This is a genomic window from Microcosmobacter mediterraneus, assembly GCF_031846265.1.
Classification (GTDB): domain Bacteria; phylum Bacteroidota; class Bacteroidia; order Flavobacteriales; family Flavobacteriaceae; genus Microcosmobacter; species Microcosmobacter mediterraneus.
Map to the genome: position 1 here is coordinate 81,498 of NZ_JAVRIA010000005.1, position 14,465 is coordinate 95,962.

Annotated in this window: 17 protein-coding genes; 12 read left to right on the forward strand and 5 right to left on the reverse strand. The window is 31.3% G+C overall.

The window, feature by feature from the left end:
• Position 1 precedes the first annotated feature (1 nt).
• The gene (locus RM697_RS09870; protein WP_311427720.1) at positions 2-670 is read left to right on the forward strand and encodes a response regulator; all 669 of its coding nucleotides are present in this window, start codon (positions 2-4) and stop codon (positions 668-670) included.
• Positions 671-903: 233 nt separating this feature from the next.
• Here RM697_RS09870 and RM697_RS09875 read toward each other — a convergent pair whose 3' ends face one another.
• The gene (locus RM697_RS09875) at positions 904-1,401 is read right to left on the reverse strand and encodes a DUF456 domain-containing protein (protein WP_311427721.1); all 498 of its coding nucleotides are present in this window, start codon (positions 1,399-1,401) and stop codon (positions 904-906) included.
• A 229-nt stretch (positions 1,402-1,630) separates the two neighbouring features.
• Between RM697_RS09875 and RM697_RS09880 the strand changes: the two genes are divergently transcribed.
• Genes RM697_RS09880 through RM697_RS09895 form a run of 4 tightly spaced genes read left to right on the forward strand, consistent with a single transcriptional unit; the run spans position 1,631 to position 5,870 of the window.
• Positions 1,631-1,993, forward strand: coding sequence for a BlaI/MecI/CopY family transcriptional regulator (locus tag RM697_RS09880; protein WP_311427722.1), 363 nt, complete (start codon positions 1,631-1,633; stop codon positions 1,991-1,993).
• 1 nt (position 1,994) lies between these two features.
• Positions 1,995-4,214: a M56 family metallopeptidase gene (locus RM697_RS09885; RefSeq protein ID WP_311427723.1), complete on the forward strand. Its 2,220-nt coding sequence runs from the start codon at positions 1,995-1,997 to the stop codon at positions 4,212-4,214.
• Positions 4,211-5,347, forward strand: a complete 1,137-nt coding sequence (locus RM697_RS09890; RefSeq protein ID WP_311427724.1) for a tetratricopeptide repeat protein — start codon at positions 4,211-4,213, stop codon at positions 5,345-5,347. Before RM697_RS09885 ends, RM697_RS09890 begins: the two co-directional genes overlap by 4 nt.
• A 43-nt stretch (positions 5,348-5,390) precedes the next feature.
• The gene (locus tag RM697_RS09895; RefSeq protein WP_311427725.1) at positions 5,391-5,870 is read left to right on the forward strand and encodes a hypothetical protein; all 480 of its coding nucleotides are present in this window, start codon (positions 5,391-5,393) and stop codon (positions 5,868-5,870) included.
• Here the strand turns inward: RM697_RS09895 and RM697_RS09900 are convergent.
• Genes RM697_RS09900 through RM697_RS09915 form a run of 4 tightly spaced genes read right to left on the reverse strand, consistent with a single transcriptional unit; the run spans position 5,867 to position 9,626 of the window.
• Positions 5,867-6,604, reverse strand: coding sequence for a Bax inhibitor-1/YccA family protein (locus RM697_RS09900; RefSeq protein WP_311427726.1), 738 nt, complete (start codon positions 6,602-6,604; stop codon positions 5,867-5,869). The two genes, RM697_RS09895 and RM697_RS09900, sit on opposite strands and share 4 nt — an antisense overlap.
• Positions 6,604-7,473 (reverse strand): hypothetical protein, encoded by an 870-nt coding sequence (locus RM697_RS09905; protein WP_311427727.1) that lies wholly within the window; start codon positions 7,471-7,473, stop codon positions 6,604-6,606. The genes RM697_RS09900 and RM697_RS09905 overlap by 1 nt, the downstream gene beginning before the upstream one ends.
• A gap of 51 nt (positions 7,474-7,524) precedes the next feature.
• Positions 7,525-8,658, reverse strand: a complete 1,134-nt coding sequence (locus RM697_RS09910; protein ID WP_311427728.1) for a glycosyltransferase — start codon at positions 8,656-8,658, stop codon at positions 7,525-7,527.
• Entirely contained in the window at positions 8,655-9,626 is a 972-nt protein-coding gene (locus RM697_RS09915) for a lysylphosphatidylglycerol synthase domain-containing protein (protein ID WP_311427729.1), read from the reverse strand. Before RM697_RS09915 ends, RM697_RS09910 begins: the two co-directional genes overlap by 4 nt.
• A 27-nt stretch (positions 9,627-9,653) precedes the next feature.
• On the opposite strand from RM697_RS09915, the gene RM697_RS09920 reads away from it, so the two are divergent.
• The 7 genes from RM697_RS09920 to RM697_RS09950 are packed head-to-tail and all read left to right on the forward strand — an operon-like array spanning position 9,654 to position 14,453.
• Positions 9,654-10,289: a cell envelope biogenesis protein OmpA gene (locus RM697_RS09920; RefSeq protein ID WP_311427730.1), complete on the forward strand. Its 636-nt coding sequence runs from the start codon at positions 9,654-9,656 to the stop codon at positions 10,287-10,289.
• Positions 10,289-10,843, forward strand: a complete 555-nt coding sequence (ruvC, locus tag RM697_RS09925) for a crossover junction endodeoxyribonuclease RuvC (protein WP_311427731.1) — start codon at positions 10,289-10,291, stop codon at positions 10,841-10,843. The genes RM697_RS09920 and ruvC overlap by 1 nt, the downstream gene beginning before the upstream one ends.
• 6 nt (positions 10,844-10,849) lie before the next feature.
• The gene (locus RM697_RS09930; RefSeq protein WP_311427732.1) at positions 10,850-11,575 is read left to right on the forward strand and encodes a DUF3667 domain-containing protein; all 726 of its coding nucleotides are present in this window, start codon (positions 10,850-10,852) and stop codon (positions 11,573-11,575) included.
• On the forward strand, positions 11,575-12,726 hold the full coding sequence (hemW, locus tag RM697_RS09935; RefSeq protein ID WP_311427733.1) for a radical SAM family heme chaperone HemW: 1,152 nt from the start codon (positions 11,575-11,577) through the stop codon (positions 12,724-12,726). The genes RM697_RS09930 and hemW overlap by 1 nt, the downstream gene beginning before the upstream one ends.
• Complete coding sequence (locus RM697_RS09940; RefSeq protein WP_311427734.1) at positions 12,723-13,472, forward strand: cyclase family protein; 750 nt, start codon at positions 12,723-12,725, stop codon at positions 13,470-13,472. The genes hemW and RM697_RS09940 overlap by 4 nt, the downstream gene beginning before the upstream one ends.
• Position 13,473: 1 nt before the next feature.
• The gene (locus RM697_RS09945) at positions 13,474-14,088 is read left to right on the forward strand and encodes a DUF4230 domain-containing protein (protein WP_311427735.1); all 615 of its coding nucleotides are present in this window, start codon (positions 13,474-13,476) and stop codon (positions 14,086-14,088) included.
• Positions 14,085-14,453, forward strand: coding sequence for an MmcQ/YjbR family DNA-binding protein (locus tag RM697_RS09950; protein WP_311427736.1), 369 nt, complete (start codon positions 14,085-14,087; stop codon positions 14,451-14,453). The genes RM697_RS09945 and RM697_RS09950 overlap by 4 nt, the downstream gene beginning before the upstream one ends.
• The last annotated feature ends 12 nt before the right edge of the window (positions 14,454-14,465 follow it).

Sequence of the window (14,465 nt, forward strand, 5' to 3'; positions counted from 1 at the left end):
GATGCAACACATTAATATTTTAATGGTAGATGATCATCCAATCATCATAGAAGGTTATCAAAATACTTTGATGGCTACTAAGCAAGACGACCAAACCTTGCTTATTGATACTGCTAATGATTGTGATAGCGCTAATGCTATGATATTACGTGCTTCTGAAGGTACTCCTTACGATGTTTGTTTTTTTGATATAAGTCTACCAAGTTCTGCTGATGGTAAAATATCATCAGGTGAGGATTTGGCAATGATAGCTCGAGAGCGTTTGCCAGATGCAAAGATTGTAATCTTAACCATGTTTAATGAGTCGTATAGAGTTCACAATATCATTAAGGAGATTAATCCAGATGGTTTTTTAATAAAAAGTGATCTTACATCTTTAGAATTAGCTGAAGCCTTTCAGCTAATATTAAAATCACCTCCTTATTATACAAGCACAGTAAGTAATTTTTTAAAGAAAACTGTTATTAGCGATATTTATATAGATGATATTAACCGAAAGATATTACATCTTCTTTCCCAAGGAATAAAAACCCGAAGCCTAAAGGAATATATTGATCTCTCCATGAGTGCTATCGAAAAGCGAAAAAAACAATTAAAACTGTTGTTTTCTGTAGATGACGGAAAAGATGAAACGCTACTAAAAGAAGCCAGAGAAAAAGGGTTTTTATAGTTTTTTACATAAAATCAGTGTTTTTTATATAATAAAACAACACGATTAACCACTGTAAATCCTACAAACTACGGTTTTTCCGCATTAAGTCTGAGGTTTTTCCGCAACTAAAATTAAAAACACAATACTATATTTACCCTTCAACAGACAATTTTTTAATCCCTCTAAGTTATTTGTTGAATTAATAGCAAGAAAAGAAACCTAGTAGATTTTATCTGCTAGGTTTTGTTTTTTTATATAAAATTGCTCCAATTCGTACTTACTTTGGATAAGAAAAAACCAAAGTAAATTAGAGCAACGATAAATTTTAAGAATGTTGAAACTATAAATCCAAGGAAAGATCCAAAAGCAGCTTTAGTGGCCTTGCCAACATCATTATCATTTGTAAGTTCTCCTGCCAATGCACCAAAAAAGGGACCAATAATAATGCCTCCAGGAACAGGAGAAAAGAGACCAACTAATAAACCTATTGTTGTGCCAACCATTCCTGCTTTACTACCACCAAAACGTTTTGTGCCTAATGCAGGAATAATATAATCCAAAAACCAAATTCCCAAAGCAAAAATAAATGTAAGTGTAATAAAGGTATTGCTAATTGGTATAGCATCTGTAAATTTTAAGATAAGTAATCCAATCCAACTCGTTAAAGGGCCAGGTAAAATAGGCATAAAACTACCAACGATACCTAAAATCATAAAGATTAGTGATACAATCACTAAGAAAATATCCATGTGCTTAATTTATACTTTATATGACGCTGATTTCTGCTAAATGTTACATTTATTAACTAAATAATTAGTTTAAACTAATTATTTAGTTGTATATTCGTTTCATTGAACTAAAAACTTAGTTAAAAATGAAATCGACATGTTAAAAATTATTATAAACTTATAGTAGAATAATTATTTTCAACATCAAAGATTCCCTCTGACAATTGGAAAAAAGATTAAAGACATACAGATGAAACAACTTACCAAAGCCGAAGAAGAGATCATGCAAGTACTTTGGCAACTCAAAAAAGCCAATGTTAAGCGTATCATTGAAGAATTTCCCAAACCCAAACCTGCATATAATACAGTATCTACAATCGTAAGAATATTAGAAAATAAGGGCTTTGTAGATTATGAAAAACAAGGCAAAGGTCATGTTTACTTTCCGCTTATGGCGAAAGAATCTTACAGTAATCAATCCATAAATAAATTGGTAGATAACTACTTTCAAGGCTCGTTTAAAAGTATGGTTTCCTTTTTTGTAAAAAAGAATGATGTAAACTTAAAAGATTTAGAATCTATTTTGAAGGAGATCAATAAAAAAGAAAAATAGCATGCTACATTATATTATACAAACTATTTGCTTTCAGCTTATATTCTTAATGGTCTATGATTTGTTTTTAAAAAAGGAAACATTTTTTAACTATAATAGAGTGTATCTATTAGTTACAGCTGTGTTATCTTTTATTCTTCCGTTTATAAAGATTAACAGCTTTAAAACTCTCGTTCCAGAAGATTATATCGTGAGACTTCCAGAGGTTATCATAGGCAGTATTTCAACAAACTCTTTTAATGAACAAATGATTAACACATTACCTAATGCAGTAGAAACTACATCTTCATTTCAGTGGTCTTGGTCATTGGTTTTAATTTTAGGTATGGTTGTAACTGGGTTTATATTTATGTTTAAAACTGCAAAATTAGTTTGGTTAGTTAATAAAAATCCTAAACGATGGAAAGGTGATCTTCTTATTATTAGATTAATGAATAGTTCTGCAGCATTTTCATTTTTTCATTATGTGTTTTTAGGTGAAAAACTTCAACCAGAAGAAGCATCCACAATTTTAAACCACGAACGTGTTCATGTTAAAGAAAAGCACACCATAGATTTGTTGTTTTTTGAATGTGTTAGAATCATATTTTGGTTTAACCCTTTAGTCTATATCTACCAGAATAGGATACGAGCATTACACGAATATATAGCTGATGATAAGGCTATTAAAGCAGAAGGGAAAACCAAATACTATCAGAATCTATTAACCCAAATATTTGAGACTAAGGATTTATCTTTTGTCAATACCTTTTATAAAAAATCATTATTAAAAAAACGTGTAATTATGTTAAGTCAAACCAAATCAAAACAAATACATCTTATAAAATATGTAATGCTATTACCAATGGTATTTACAATGCTTTTGTATACGTCTACATACGCTCAAGAGAAAGTAACAGATGTACAGAAAGAATACCAAGAATTAACCGACAAGCAGTTAGAAGAAAAATACTATAACGAAATTGTTAAACTAGAAAAGGAAGGTGGTAATGTTTATAGTGTTTTTGAAAACTATTTAGCAAGCGACCAAAATAAATACATTTTATCGAGAGAACAATTGTTTAAACAAAAAGCATACATGCGTTATGTTTTAAAATATGTAAAAGAAAAACAAATACAAGATGGCACTTACGATAAAGAAAAAGATCCAACTCTCAGAACACCAAAATACGAAACTTACCAAGAGTATCTAGACTATAAAAAAACCGATGAAGCTAAGCGTGCTTGGGACAATCAAACCAAAAACGGTGTTTTACGTTTAGTCGTTGATGATTTGGGGAATTTGACAGACGACGAGCAGAAGCGTTTTGATAAAAAAATGAAGATGATAGAAAATGACGACTATTTTAACTCATTAATGATGACAGATGGAAAAGGTACCACTAAAATGGTTGTTCAGGAAATTGATAATAAGAAAATTCCAGTACCAGAGAATAGTAACTCTAACGACATTGAAATTGTAGAAACGGAAGAACAATTAGAAGTCCCTTTTGGTGTTATTGAAAACGTACCAACATTTGAATTCTGTAAAGACTTAAAAACCAACGAAGAACGTAAAAAATGCATGTCTCAAAACGTTGCTAAACACGTTAACAAAAATTTCAATACAGATTTAGCTAAGAGCTTAGGTTTAGTTGGTAGACAACGAATTAGTGTTTTATTTAAAATAGATAAAGTAGGTTATGTAACAGGTATTAGAGCAAGAGCTCCTCATCCTGCTCTGGAGGATGAGGCCAAACGTGTTATTGCAACACTTCCTCAATTTATACCAGGAACTCAAAAAGGCGAACCAGTAATTGTACCTTATAGTTTACCAATAGTTTTTCAAGTTACCGAAGATAAAAGTCAAGAAAGCAATACGCTCCCTTTTAGTAAAATTGATGAGCCTCCAGTATTTATAGCAGCCTGTTTAGAAATAGATAACAAGGAGCAACAGCGTAAATGTACAGCACAAGCATTAGCAAAATTTGTAAATAAAAAATTTAACATGAAAGTTGCTGAGGATTCCAATCTAAAAGGCGTTCAAAAAATTGTAACGACATTTAAAATTAATAAGCAAGGTGTTGCTAATGAAGTAAAAGTAAAGGCTCCAAATAAAGCCTTGGAGGAAGAAACCAAACGTGTTATGTATTCCTTACCAAGATTTAAACCTGGCAAGCACAAAGGTGAACTTGTTGAGGTTTTATACAGCTTACCAATACAATTTTATATAGCTGAATGAGGAAACTATTAGTAATTATTTACATTTTGGCATTAAAAGCCGAAGCACAGTCTTCGGCTTTGGATATTGGCAACGATTTATTTGCAAAAGGTAATTATACCAAGGCTGTTAAAGCTTATTTAGAGTATAATGACAGTACAGCAGTTTTCGATAAAATAGCCAAATCCTATATGGCATTAGGTTTAACTAATAAAGCGGTTTTATACTATGAAAAAAGCTTTAACGCTTTTCCTGATAACGAACTTATCATGTATAATTATGCCAAGATTTTATTAAGTACAAAGCAGTACAACAAAGCCTCTCATCTTTTTGAAAAACTGATTTATAAGGACTACAAAAATCCTAATTACCACTACCAAAAAGGGTTAGTTTTAGAGAAGATGAAAGATTCTATGGAGAAAGCCATAGATCGATTTAATTCAGCCTTTCGTTTAGATAATTCACATCAAAAATCTATTGTAAAACTAGCGAAGTATTATATTAAAAAGCGCAGGCATCAATCTGTTGATTTCTATGTGGATAGAGGTTTGGAATACGCACTACAAAGCCCATCATTACATAGTCTCAAAGCGCAGAATTATTACTATAAAGAAGATTATGCTAAAGCCATAGTTTGGTTTGAAAAGCTCATTGCACTTGGTGAGTCTTCAGAGTTTATACATGAAAAATTAAGCCTTAGTTATGGTCATGAATATGAGTATAAAAAGGCTATAGAGCAACGCAAAAAAGTGTTAGAGTATAATGCCATGGATGCTGTTTCTATGTATGTTATTGGGCAATATTACCAACGTCTCAATAATCATGAAGAAGCGGAGAAATGGATAACAAAATATTTAAAGTTATCAGATATACCACTCGATGCAGAGTATACTAATCTTGGCATGAGTTATAATTATCAAAAAAAATACAAAGAAGCCATTGATGCCTTCAAAACAGCTTTAAAAGAAGATTCAAATAATATTAGTGCTCAGTTTTTTTTAGTAAGAACCAAAGATGAGTTTTATAAAGATATTGATGCTAAAATTAAACTATATAAAGACTTTAAAGATAAGTATCCCAAAAGTCCGTTTTTACCTATGGCAGAAATGCGATTATCAGAATTGAAAAAGGAAAAGTTCTTAGACCAAGACTAAAATCTAAAAAAGTTGTATTTTTCGTTTTAAGTTAGGGTATACAATGAAACGTTTAGGATCACTATTATTTCTTTTTATGGTTTTGAATTCTTGTCAATATTTTGAGAAGAAAAAGGTCTATTCTCAAGATATTTATGAAGAAGAATTAAAAACGATTAATTGGAATGATGTAGACCAATATCCAGCCTTTGAAAACTGCGAATCTGTAACCATTAAGCAAGACCGAAAGCAGTGTTTTGAAACCACCTTAACGCAGTATATTAACACCTATTTTTCTAATCAAAATATTATTGTATCACACGATATCAATGATACCTTGTATTTAAAATTAGAGATTGATAAAGCCGGAACCATTGATGTGTATTCTATAGAAGCCGATAGCCTTACCAGAGCACACATCCCAAAATTAGACAGCTTAGTGGAACGTAATATTTTAGCATTGCCTAAAATTTATCCTGCTATTAAACGCGGACAGGAAGTTAATACTGAATTCTTATTACCAATAGTTATTAAATTAGATTAAAACCTAATCGCCATTTTTTGCATAAACCTTAAAATTTCAACATACAACCAAACCAGCGTTGCTAAAAGTCCCCAAGTGGCTAGCCACTCTTTATCTTTTGTGGCTCTGCCTTTATAACGCTCTATATAATCAAAGTCTAAGAGTAGTGCAAAAGATGCTACAATAGCTGCTATGACGTTAAAGGCAATAGCCAGGTTAGAGGTTCCCCATAAAAATGATTTAATACCAAAAAAACCTAAAATCATGGAGATGATATAAACTACAAAAATACTTGCTGCTGCAGAAATGATAACACTTCTCAATAATTTAGTCACCACAATAATACGTGTTTGATAAAGTAGTAACATTACAAAAAAGGTAACAATGGTAACACCAATGGCTTGATAAGGAAGCTCAGGAAAATGGGCTCTAGCATAAGCAGAAAATCCGCCTAAAAAACAACCCTTTGCAACAGTGTATAATGGTACTAAAAACCAAGCCCAATGTTTTCTTACTGATATAATAACGCTAATAATAATAGACGCTAACATACCACCAAGTGTAAACCATCGTACCCGCATACCATTGGCATTAAGTTTCCAAATGATTGCTGTGATGCCTGCAATAACTAAAATACAGATCAAGGATTTTATAAAAATACCAAAGACAGTCATTTTAGCTTTTGAGTTCTTATTATCATCCCAAAAGTAACCTGTAAAAACTGGGTTAGAGGTGCTGTAGTTTTTTAATTTCATTATAACGTTAGCTTATAGCCTAAAGTAATATCTGTTGAAAAATTCCCTTGATTATCTAGCAGTAAAGCAAATAACTCGCCATAGTTTAGTGTTATAAATCCTGAGTCTCCAACAGCTAGTTCTGCTCCAACACCAAAAATAAAAGGTGTATCAAAAGCAGTATCTTTTAGAGTATTTGTAACGGTTGCTGGTCCTTGAGGGATTTCAATCTCAGCTTTAGCAAAATTGAGCGTGGCAAATTTTACCTGACCATAAAAACTAAAGGTTTCGGATTTAATAATTCTATAACGATAACCTATAGAGAATTCGGTTGTGGAATATTTGAAATTATCATTTTCAAAGGCACGACGAACTTGTAAAAAACCAGAATGTCTAGGTAATATATTTTTTTCAAGTAATTCTAACTCTAAAACTGCTAATGGTACTTTTTCATTTGTAGGATTTTCTACAAAAGGATTGTTAGTGATACCACCATTAAGTCCTAAACGAAGTTGCACTTTAGATGAGGTTGTTTTAGAAACATAGCCAGAGTCTGTAGCTTCATTATATGCATCGATAAAATTCCTTAGACTATATAGTGTAAATTTTAGTTTAGACGTATCCTTAGAAGTCAATGATCCTAAAATGTCTTTATATTCCTCGTTATAGGTTCGTCCTTCTTTTTTTGTGTTAAGCAACTCACTTACTTTACCATCTTCTGTTCTAATAAAATATCTGTAATTACGATCAATAATATTCCAGAGTAAATCTAGTTTTCCAGAGATTTCGGTTTTTAACTCTAATGGTTTACCATCAACTAAAACGGTGTCTTGGGCAGACGTAACAAGCGAAAAACAACTAATAAGTATAATTAAAACTATTCGTTTCATAAATGAGGACATTGCTCGAAGTAAAGCTAATAAAATTAAATGAATACTAAATTATTTAGTAAAGGTTCGGTTTTTCCAGGAGTAGGTCCCAATTTGAGATTTTAAAGCAATATAAGTTGTAAAGAAAGGATATATGAATACACTAATCCAATAAAATCGTAATACGTTTTTTTTACTAAAAAACTCAGCAGATTTATAGATGAGCCATAAATCTATATTCAGTTTTATAAACCATAAATACAACATTGGTTTATGATTAATAACTCCGCTAATGGCCAGTGCAGTAGCGATTACCAAGGTAGCATTCATAAGTAAGACTATAAAACTTGTGAGCTTACTAAAGTTGTTTTTATAAGCTTTGGCTTTACTTGCCCAACGTACTCGCTGTGCTATTAATGCATTCCAATTATCCTCAGGTGATGTTAACACAATACTATCCTTATGTTTTAGATAATGAACTTTAGTGTGGTCGAATGCTATCGCCTTTTCTAAGAGAAATATATCATCTCCAGAAGCTAAGTGATTATTACCTTCATAACCGTTTAATGTATTAAACAACTCTTTAGAGTAACAAAGATTTGCGCCATTGCTTAGAAATGGTTTTTGCATACCAAAAGCTCCAATAGTAACGCCTTGGAGACTTAACATATCTAACTGTTGGAAAGAACTTAGAAAGTTTTGAGAGGTATTGAGCATAACAGGAGCTACAATCATTTTGGTCTCTTGTTTTGGTATAAAAGTATTAAACTTATGCAACCAGTTTTTAGGGACAATACAATCTGCATCTGTTGTTATAATCCAATCGAAATTAGCCTTACTAATAGCTAAACTAATAGCGTCTTTTTTAGGTGATTTAGAAATCGTTGTATTCTGCAGCAATCTTATCTTAAGAGATGAAGGAATGGTTGATAAGAATTCAGAAACTATATTTTCTGAGTTGTCTTGGGAATGATCGTTAACTAAAATAATTTCAAACAAATGATGACTATAGTCTAGTGCAACTAACGATTTTAATAATAGAGGTAGACTCTCAGCTTCATTTCTAAAAGGTATTACAATAGTAAATTGAATAGTCTCATCATAGTGTTCATTAGTAAAATATGTTACCTTATCAAACCGTACAGCAAAACAAGCAATGAGTATAACATAAACTAAGGTAATGATACTAAAGGCCGCAATTATCATTCTGGAGAATTGTTATATACATTAAAATTAATAACAAAATAACTACCAATAATACTAGGTAACACCGTATTCAAAATCCACATAATTAGTATAATACTGAGTATAGTAATTTCGTTAATTCCTACTAAAGAAAATAGATACACTGCCACACTGCCTTTTACAATTACATCAAAAATAAATATTGAAGGAATAATTGAGGCTAAAAGGTACATGGTTGTTATAACAGACATGGCTCTAAAATAAGTTACATCGATGGCAAATAATCTTAGTAATATATAGAATTGCAAAGAGAAAATAAGATACCTAATACATGAAAACACTAGTGTAGATACTTTAATATTATTTGGAATGTTCAGCCAAAATTCTTTAACACGCTCTATTGTAAATCCTCTAATTTTAAATTTGTTTTGCTTTACACCAAAGACTGTTAATACAGCAACAAGCATAAAGATTAATACAATTCTACTGATTCTAAAAAAATCCACTTCAAGGTTATAGTTTACAATCATATAACTTAAACCTACACATCCTAACAAAAGTGTTATTAGCATCTGGCTTATATTACCCAATAGATTTAGGAATAAAATACGTTTTCTGTAATTTTTTGAGAAGTAAATAGCTTTTGCGCCATATTCTCCTATCCTATTTGGAGTGATTAAAGAAGCCGTTAAGGATGCCAAGCTTTGTTTTAAAGCTTCAAAAAAGGAAATTGATCTAATAGATTTAACTAATTGTTGCCATTTAATAATTTCAAAAAACCAGTTAAAAATGCTTAAAATAACCAAAAAAAGCATATTTTTTAATGAAAAAACCTTGTTTTTGGTCAAAAAACCGATAAAAACACTAAACTCTAAATCTTTATTTTCGGCGACTTTAGTGTAGATAAAATAGAAAGCACCAACAACAATACTTAACTTTATAAGTACAAAAAAGAATTGCTTAGTTTTGTAAGGAAGCGCATACAGCATAGTGCAAAATAACCTAAATATTATAAGATGAAAACCCTTTTCAAATCTACCTTAATTATTTTTATGCTAGTTGCATCTTGTCACATATGTGACGCTCAAAAAGATACTAATATTCTTAAAGGTCAAGTTGCTATAGGATTTAATAGACCATTGTGGCGAGGATTTGTTCCAGGATTAAATTCTCAGAATATAAATTTCCCAACTGTAAATCTTGGTCTACAGTATATGTTTAAACCACAATTTGGAGCTAAATTAGATTTTGGGTTTAACCGTTTTGCCAATGCAGATGATGTGCCAGATTTTAAAGTAAACTATACGAGGTTTAATGCGCAATTTGTTTATGATCCAACAGATGCTATTGGTTTTTTGCCACAACGAATGCGTTTGGTATTGCATGCAGGTCCAGGAATATCTTTTGTAAAACCTCTTGGAAACTTAGGTGATAATAAACAAACCTATCTAAACTTTTTAATTGGTACAGAATTGCATTATGCACTTTCAGAAACCATGTCTATTTATGGCGATGTGAGTTATATACACGGTTTTACATCAGTAGAGGATTATAATCCTCCTTTATCTGGTTTAGGTGCTTTTAATGATGGTATTTTAACCGCAACTATTGGTGTTACATTTTCTATTAGTGGTTGTTACACGTGTAATTAATGAGTAAAGAGAAAATAATATTAGGTATTGATCCAGGAACTACAATCATGGGTTTTGGACTTATAAAAGTTGTTAGCAAAACAATGACTTTTATGCAGCTTAATGAGTTGCATTTAAAAAAATATGATGATCATTATTTAAAGTTGAAACTCATATTTGAGCGAACGGTTGAGCTTATAGATACCTATCATCCAGATGAAATAGCTATTGAAGCCCCTTTTTTTGGTAAAAATGTACAATCAATGCTAAAGCTAGGCAGAGCGCAAGGCGTTGCTATGGCTGCAGGATTAAGTAGAGAAGTGCCTATTACTGAATATTCGCCAAAGAAAATAAAAATGGCCATAACCGGAAACGGAAATGCCAGTAAGGAACAAGTGGCAAAAATGCTTCAGAGCCTGCTAGATATAAAAGAGTTACCTAAAAATCTAGATGCCACTGATGGTTTGGCAGCTGCTGTATGTCATTTTTATAATCAAGGACGTGTAAGTGTTGGCAAGAGTTATTCTGGGTGGTCTTCTTTTGTAAAGCAGAATGAAGGCCGTATTAAGAAATAATCAGTAATGAATAATAAAGCTACATGTAAAAACTGCAATTCTGATTTTTTTGGTAGCTATTGCAATAACTGTGGTCAGAGAAAATCTGTAAATAAGGTTACGTTTTCAGAAATTTCACAAGATTTTATTGACACTGTGTTTTCTGTAAATGCACCATTATGGGTTACTATTAAAGCTTTGTTTCTTAATCCAGGAAAACTTTTTAGAGAGTACTTGGCAGGAAAACGAAAGGCCTTCTATAAACCGGTTGCTTTTTTTGTGCTTATTACGATAGCATATATTATTTTGTTTTCCCTTTACGATTTTGATGTTAATAATCCAAGCCAAGAGCGTGAGTTGAAATTAATTGCCCAAGCAGAACAGAGTGCATTCAGAAACTTTAATAACTTATTGTTTATTTATGTTTTTAATTTGGGTTTTACTATTAAATTATTTTTTTACAAGAATTATTCTTTAATCGAATATATTACCATTTCATTTTACATTATTGGTGTATATACATTACTCTTATCTGTAACAACTCCGATTGCATATTTAGGGGATTTTAGCTTATTTATGATACCAACTGTTTTAATGGTTTTATATCTTATATATAGCTTTACTTCTTTTTTTAATAAAAGAGATTTCTTTACTATTATTAAAATCATTGTTGCATTTGCTATTTCAACTGTTTTGTTTTTTCCAATGGCTTTTGCTATTTCTCTTTTAATAGTTTGGCTAAAAACAATATAATGGCAGGCATCTACATTCATATACCATTTTGCAAGCAAGCATGTTATTATTGCGACTTTCATTTTTCAACGTCTTTAAAGAAAAAAGATGAATTACTACAAGCCATATTAGTTGAATTACAATTGCGTAAAGACGAATTCAAAAACACAATAGTTGAAACCATTTATTTTGGAGGCGGAACACCTTCGCTATTAACTAATGATGAATTGCTATTGATTATTGAAGCTGTTTACAAAAATTATAAAGTTGTTGATGAGCCAGAAATTACTATAGAAGCTAACCCAGATGACCTCATGTCTGTTCGAGCGGAGTCGAGAACTATTTATCAAGATTATAGGTCAATTGGTATTAATCGTTTAAGTATAGGCATTCAATCCTTTTTTGAAAGAGACTTAAAACTTATGAATCGTGCTCATAATTCAGAAGAAGCTAAAAAGTGTTTAGAAGAGGCCGTGCAACACTTTGATAATATCTCAATCGACCTCATTTACGGAATTCCTGGTGCATCAAATACGCAATGGATTGAAAATATAGAAACTGCCTTATCATTTAATATTCCGCATATTTCTAGTTATGCCTTAACTGTAGAACCCAAAACAGCTTTAGAGAACTTCATTAAAAATGGGATCATAGAAAATGTGGATGACGAAAAGGCAGAGCAACAATTTCAAGTGTTAGTCGATAAATTAGGTAAAGAAGGTTTTATGCATTATGAATTATCTAACTTTGGTAAAGAAGGCTTTTTTAGTCAAAACAATTCGGCCTATTGGCAAGGGAAACATTACCTAGGTATTGGGCCCTCGGCACACTCATTTAATGGTATAGAACGTTCATGGAACGTTAGAAACAATTCAAAATACATAGCGTCTATAGTAAAAGGAGTATTACCTCTAGAAAAAGAAATACTTTCAATAACAGATCGTTATAACGAGTATATAATGACTGGTTTAAGAACCGTTTGGGGCGTTTCACTCCAAAAAATTGAAAGTGACTTTGGTAAACAATATAGGTCTTATGTATTAGAGCAAGCTAAAAACTATATTGATGATGAGTTTTTGTATCTTGAAAACGATATTTTATCAGCTACTAAACAAGGAAAATTTCTAGTAGATGGTATAGCATCTCAACTTTTTAAACTTAATTTATCTTGATTGCAACTATTCAATATAATTCTAGAAAACTTCAAATTGATTTATCGCAACCATTAGATATTTCAATCCCTTTGAAAGCCTCAGAAACAAATGTTAATGCTTGGTATATTGGTCCTCCAGAGATTAATCCTGTGGTTATTGATGGCAATACCATAAGTGTTGAAAAAGGTGCCTCAGTAAATTTTAATTCAATTAATTTTAATCCACATGCTCATGGCACACATACAGAATGTGTTGGGCATATTACAGAAAAAGTACATTCTGTAAATAAGTACTTAAAACAATTTTTCTTTTTGGGAGAAGTGATTACTGTGGCTCCAGAAAAACAAGATCATGATTTCGTAATTTCAAAAAAGCAATTACAGTTTGCTTTAGGCAATAAAAAACGTGACGCCTTAGTGGTAAGAACCATTCCTAATATTAAAGATAAAAAATCAAGACAATATTCTAATACCAATTGGCCATATTTTACATTAGAAGCCATTGAGTTATTAGTAAATAAAGGTATAAAACATTTACTTGTAGATTTACCTAGCATTGATAAAGAAGAAGATGACGGCATATTAGCAGGACACAATGCCTTTTGGAATACTAGCGGAAAGCTACGAATGGATGCAACTATAACTGAATTTATTTATGTGTCTAATAAAATTGAAGATGGCACATATTTTGTTAATTTACAGATAGCACCATTAGAGAATGATGCATCACCAAGTAAACCAATTTTATACAAGATTTTAGATTAATATGGAAGCATTTTTAGGAATAATCATAGGTGTTTTAGCTAGTCTTGGAGGTGTTACTTATTTTAAATCCTTGAAGCAAAAACAATTAGTTAGGTCTCAATCTATTTTATTATTAGATAAAGTTAAAAGTGTCTGTAAGTTCATCACTGTCGAAGGGGATTTTGCTGAAATCTATCACTATGAGGATGTAAAAGAAAAATTTCTAAAGTTAATTTCTAGTAAAAAGAAAGCTTTAGTTGTGGTTAATGCAAAAGCGCATGTAGGCTATGACCTCTCAAAGCTTAAGATGCAAGCAGATAAAGACAACAAAAAAATAATCCTTGAGTATTTTCCACAACCAGAAGTATTGTCAATAGAAACTAATCTAAATTATTACGATAAAAAAGATGGTTACTTTAATAAGTTTGATGCGTCTGACTTAACAGAATTACATCAAGAATCTAAAAAGCATATCCACGATAAAATTCCTGAAAGCGGTCTAATTGAGGCAGCCAAAAAAGAAGCATTACAAACCATAGGTTTAATGGAGAGTATTGTTCAAACTTTAGGATGGACCTTAGATTATTCAGCTTTGGTCATAGAAGATAAGTCTAATAAAATGATTAAAAACTCTTGAATATTGAACAACTTTATGAGTATTGCTTAAGCAAAAAAGCAGTAACAGAGCACTTTCCCTTTGATGACAATGTACTCGTATTTAAAGTGCTTGGTAAAATGTTTTTATTGACTGGATTAGATACTTGGGAAAAAGGCGAAGCAGCCATAAATGTAAAATGTGATCCAGATTATGCTGAAGAATTACGTGCAGAATATCAAAGCGTTGAGCCTGGTTACCATATGAGTAAAAAACATTGGAATACCTTAAGATTACATAAAGGCGAATTGTCTCCTAAATTAATTTCTGAGTTAATTGACCATTCTTATGATTTAGTCGTAAAAAGTTTACCAAAAAGGAAGCAAGAAGAATTTAGGGAATTCTGAATTACAGTTAAA

What these genes read in the sequence shown, in the direction of transcription:
- RM697_RS09870 (WP_311427720.1), top strand. Translation starts at nt 2, where the DNA reads ATGCAACACATTAATATTTTAATGGTAGATGATCATCCAATCATCATA.
- RM697_RS09875 (WP_311427721.1), bottom strand. Translation starts at nt 1,401, where the DNA reads ATGGATATTTTCTTAGTGATTGTATCACTAATCTTTATGATTTTAGGT.
- RM697_RS09880 (WP_311427722.1), top strand. Translation starts at nt 1,631, where the DNA reads ATGAAACAACTTACCAAAGCCGAAGAAGAGATCATGCAAGTACTTTGG.
- RM697_RS09885 (WP_311427723.1), top strand. Translation starts at nt 1,995, where the DNA reads ATGCTACATTATATTATACAAACTATTTGCTTTCAGCTTATATTCTTA.
- RM697_RS09890 (WP_311427724.1), top strand. Translation starts at nt 4,211, where the DNA reads ATGAGGAAACTATTAGTAATTATTTACATTTTGGCATTAAAAGCCGAA.
- RM697_RS09895 (WP_311427725.1), top strand. Translation starts at nt 5,391, where the DNA reads ATGAAACGTTTAGGATCACTATTATTTCTTTTTATGGTTTTGAATTCT.
- RM697_RS09900 (WP_311427726.1), bottom strand. Translation starts at nt 6,604, where the DNA reads ATGAAATTAAAAAACTACAGCACCTCTAACCCAGTTTTTACAGGTTAC.
- RM697_RS09905 (WP_311427727.1), bottom strand. Translation starts at nt 7,473, where the DNA reads ATGAAACGAATAGTTTTAATTATACTTATTAGTTGTTTTTCGCTTGTT.
- RM697_RS09910 (WP_311427728.1), bottom strand. Translation starts at nt 8,658, where the DNA reads ATGATAATTGCGGCCTTTAGTATCATTACCTTAGTTTATGTTATACTC.
- RM697_RS09915 (WP_311427729.1), bottom strand. Translation starts at nt 9,626, where the DNA reads ATGCTGTATGCGCTTCCTTACAAAACTAAGCAATTCTTTTTTGTACTT.
- RM697_RS09920 (WP_311427730.1), top strand. Translation starts at nt 9,654, where the DNA reads ATGAAAACCCTTTTCAAATCTACCTTAATTATTTTTATGCTAGTTGCA.
- ruvC (WP_311427731.1), top strand. Translation starts at nt 10,289, where the DNA reads ATGAGTAAAGAGAAAATAATATTAGGTATTGATCCAGGAACTACAATC.
- RM697_RS09930 (WP_311427732.1), top strand. Translation starts at nt 10,850, where the DNA reads ATGAATAATAAAGCTACATGTAAAAACTGCAATTCTGATTTTTTTGGT.
- hemW (WP_311427733.1), top strand. Translation starts at nt 11,575, where the DNA reads ATGGCAGGCATCTACATTCATATACCATTTTGCAAGCAAGCATGTTAT.
- RM697_RS09945 (WP_311427735.1), top strand. Translation starts at nt 13,474, where the DNA reads ATGGAAGCATTTTTAGGAATAATCATAGGTGTTTTAGCTAGTCTTGGA.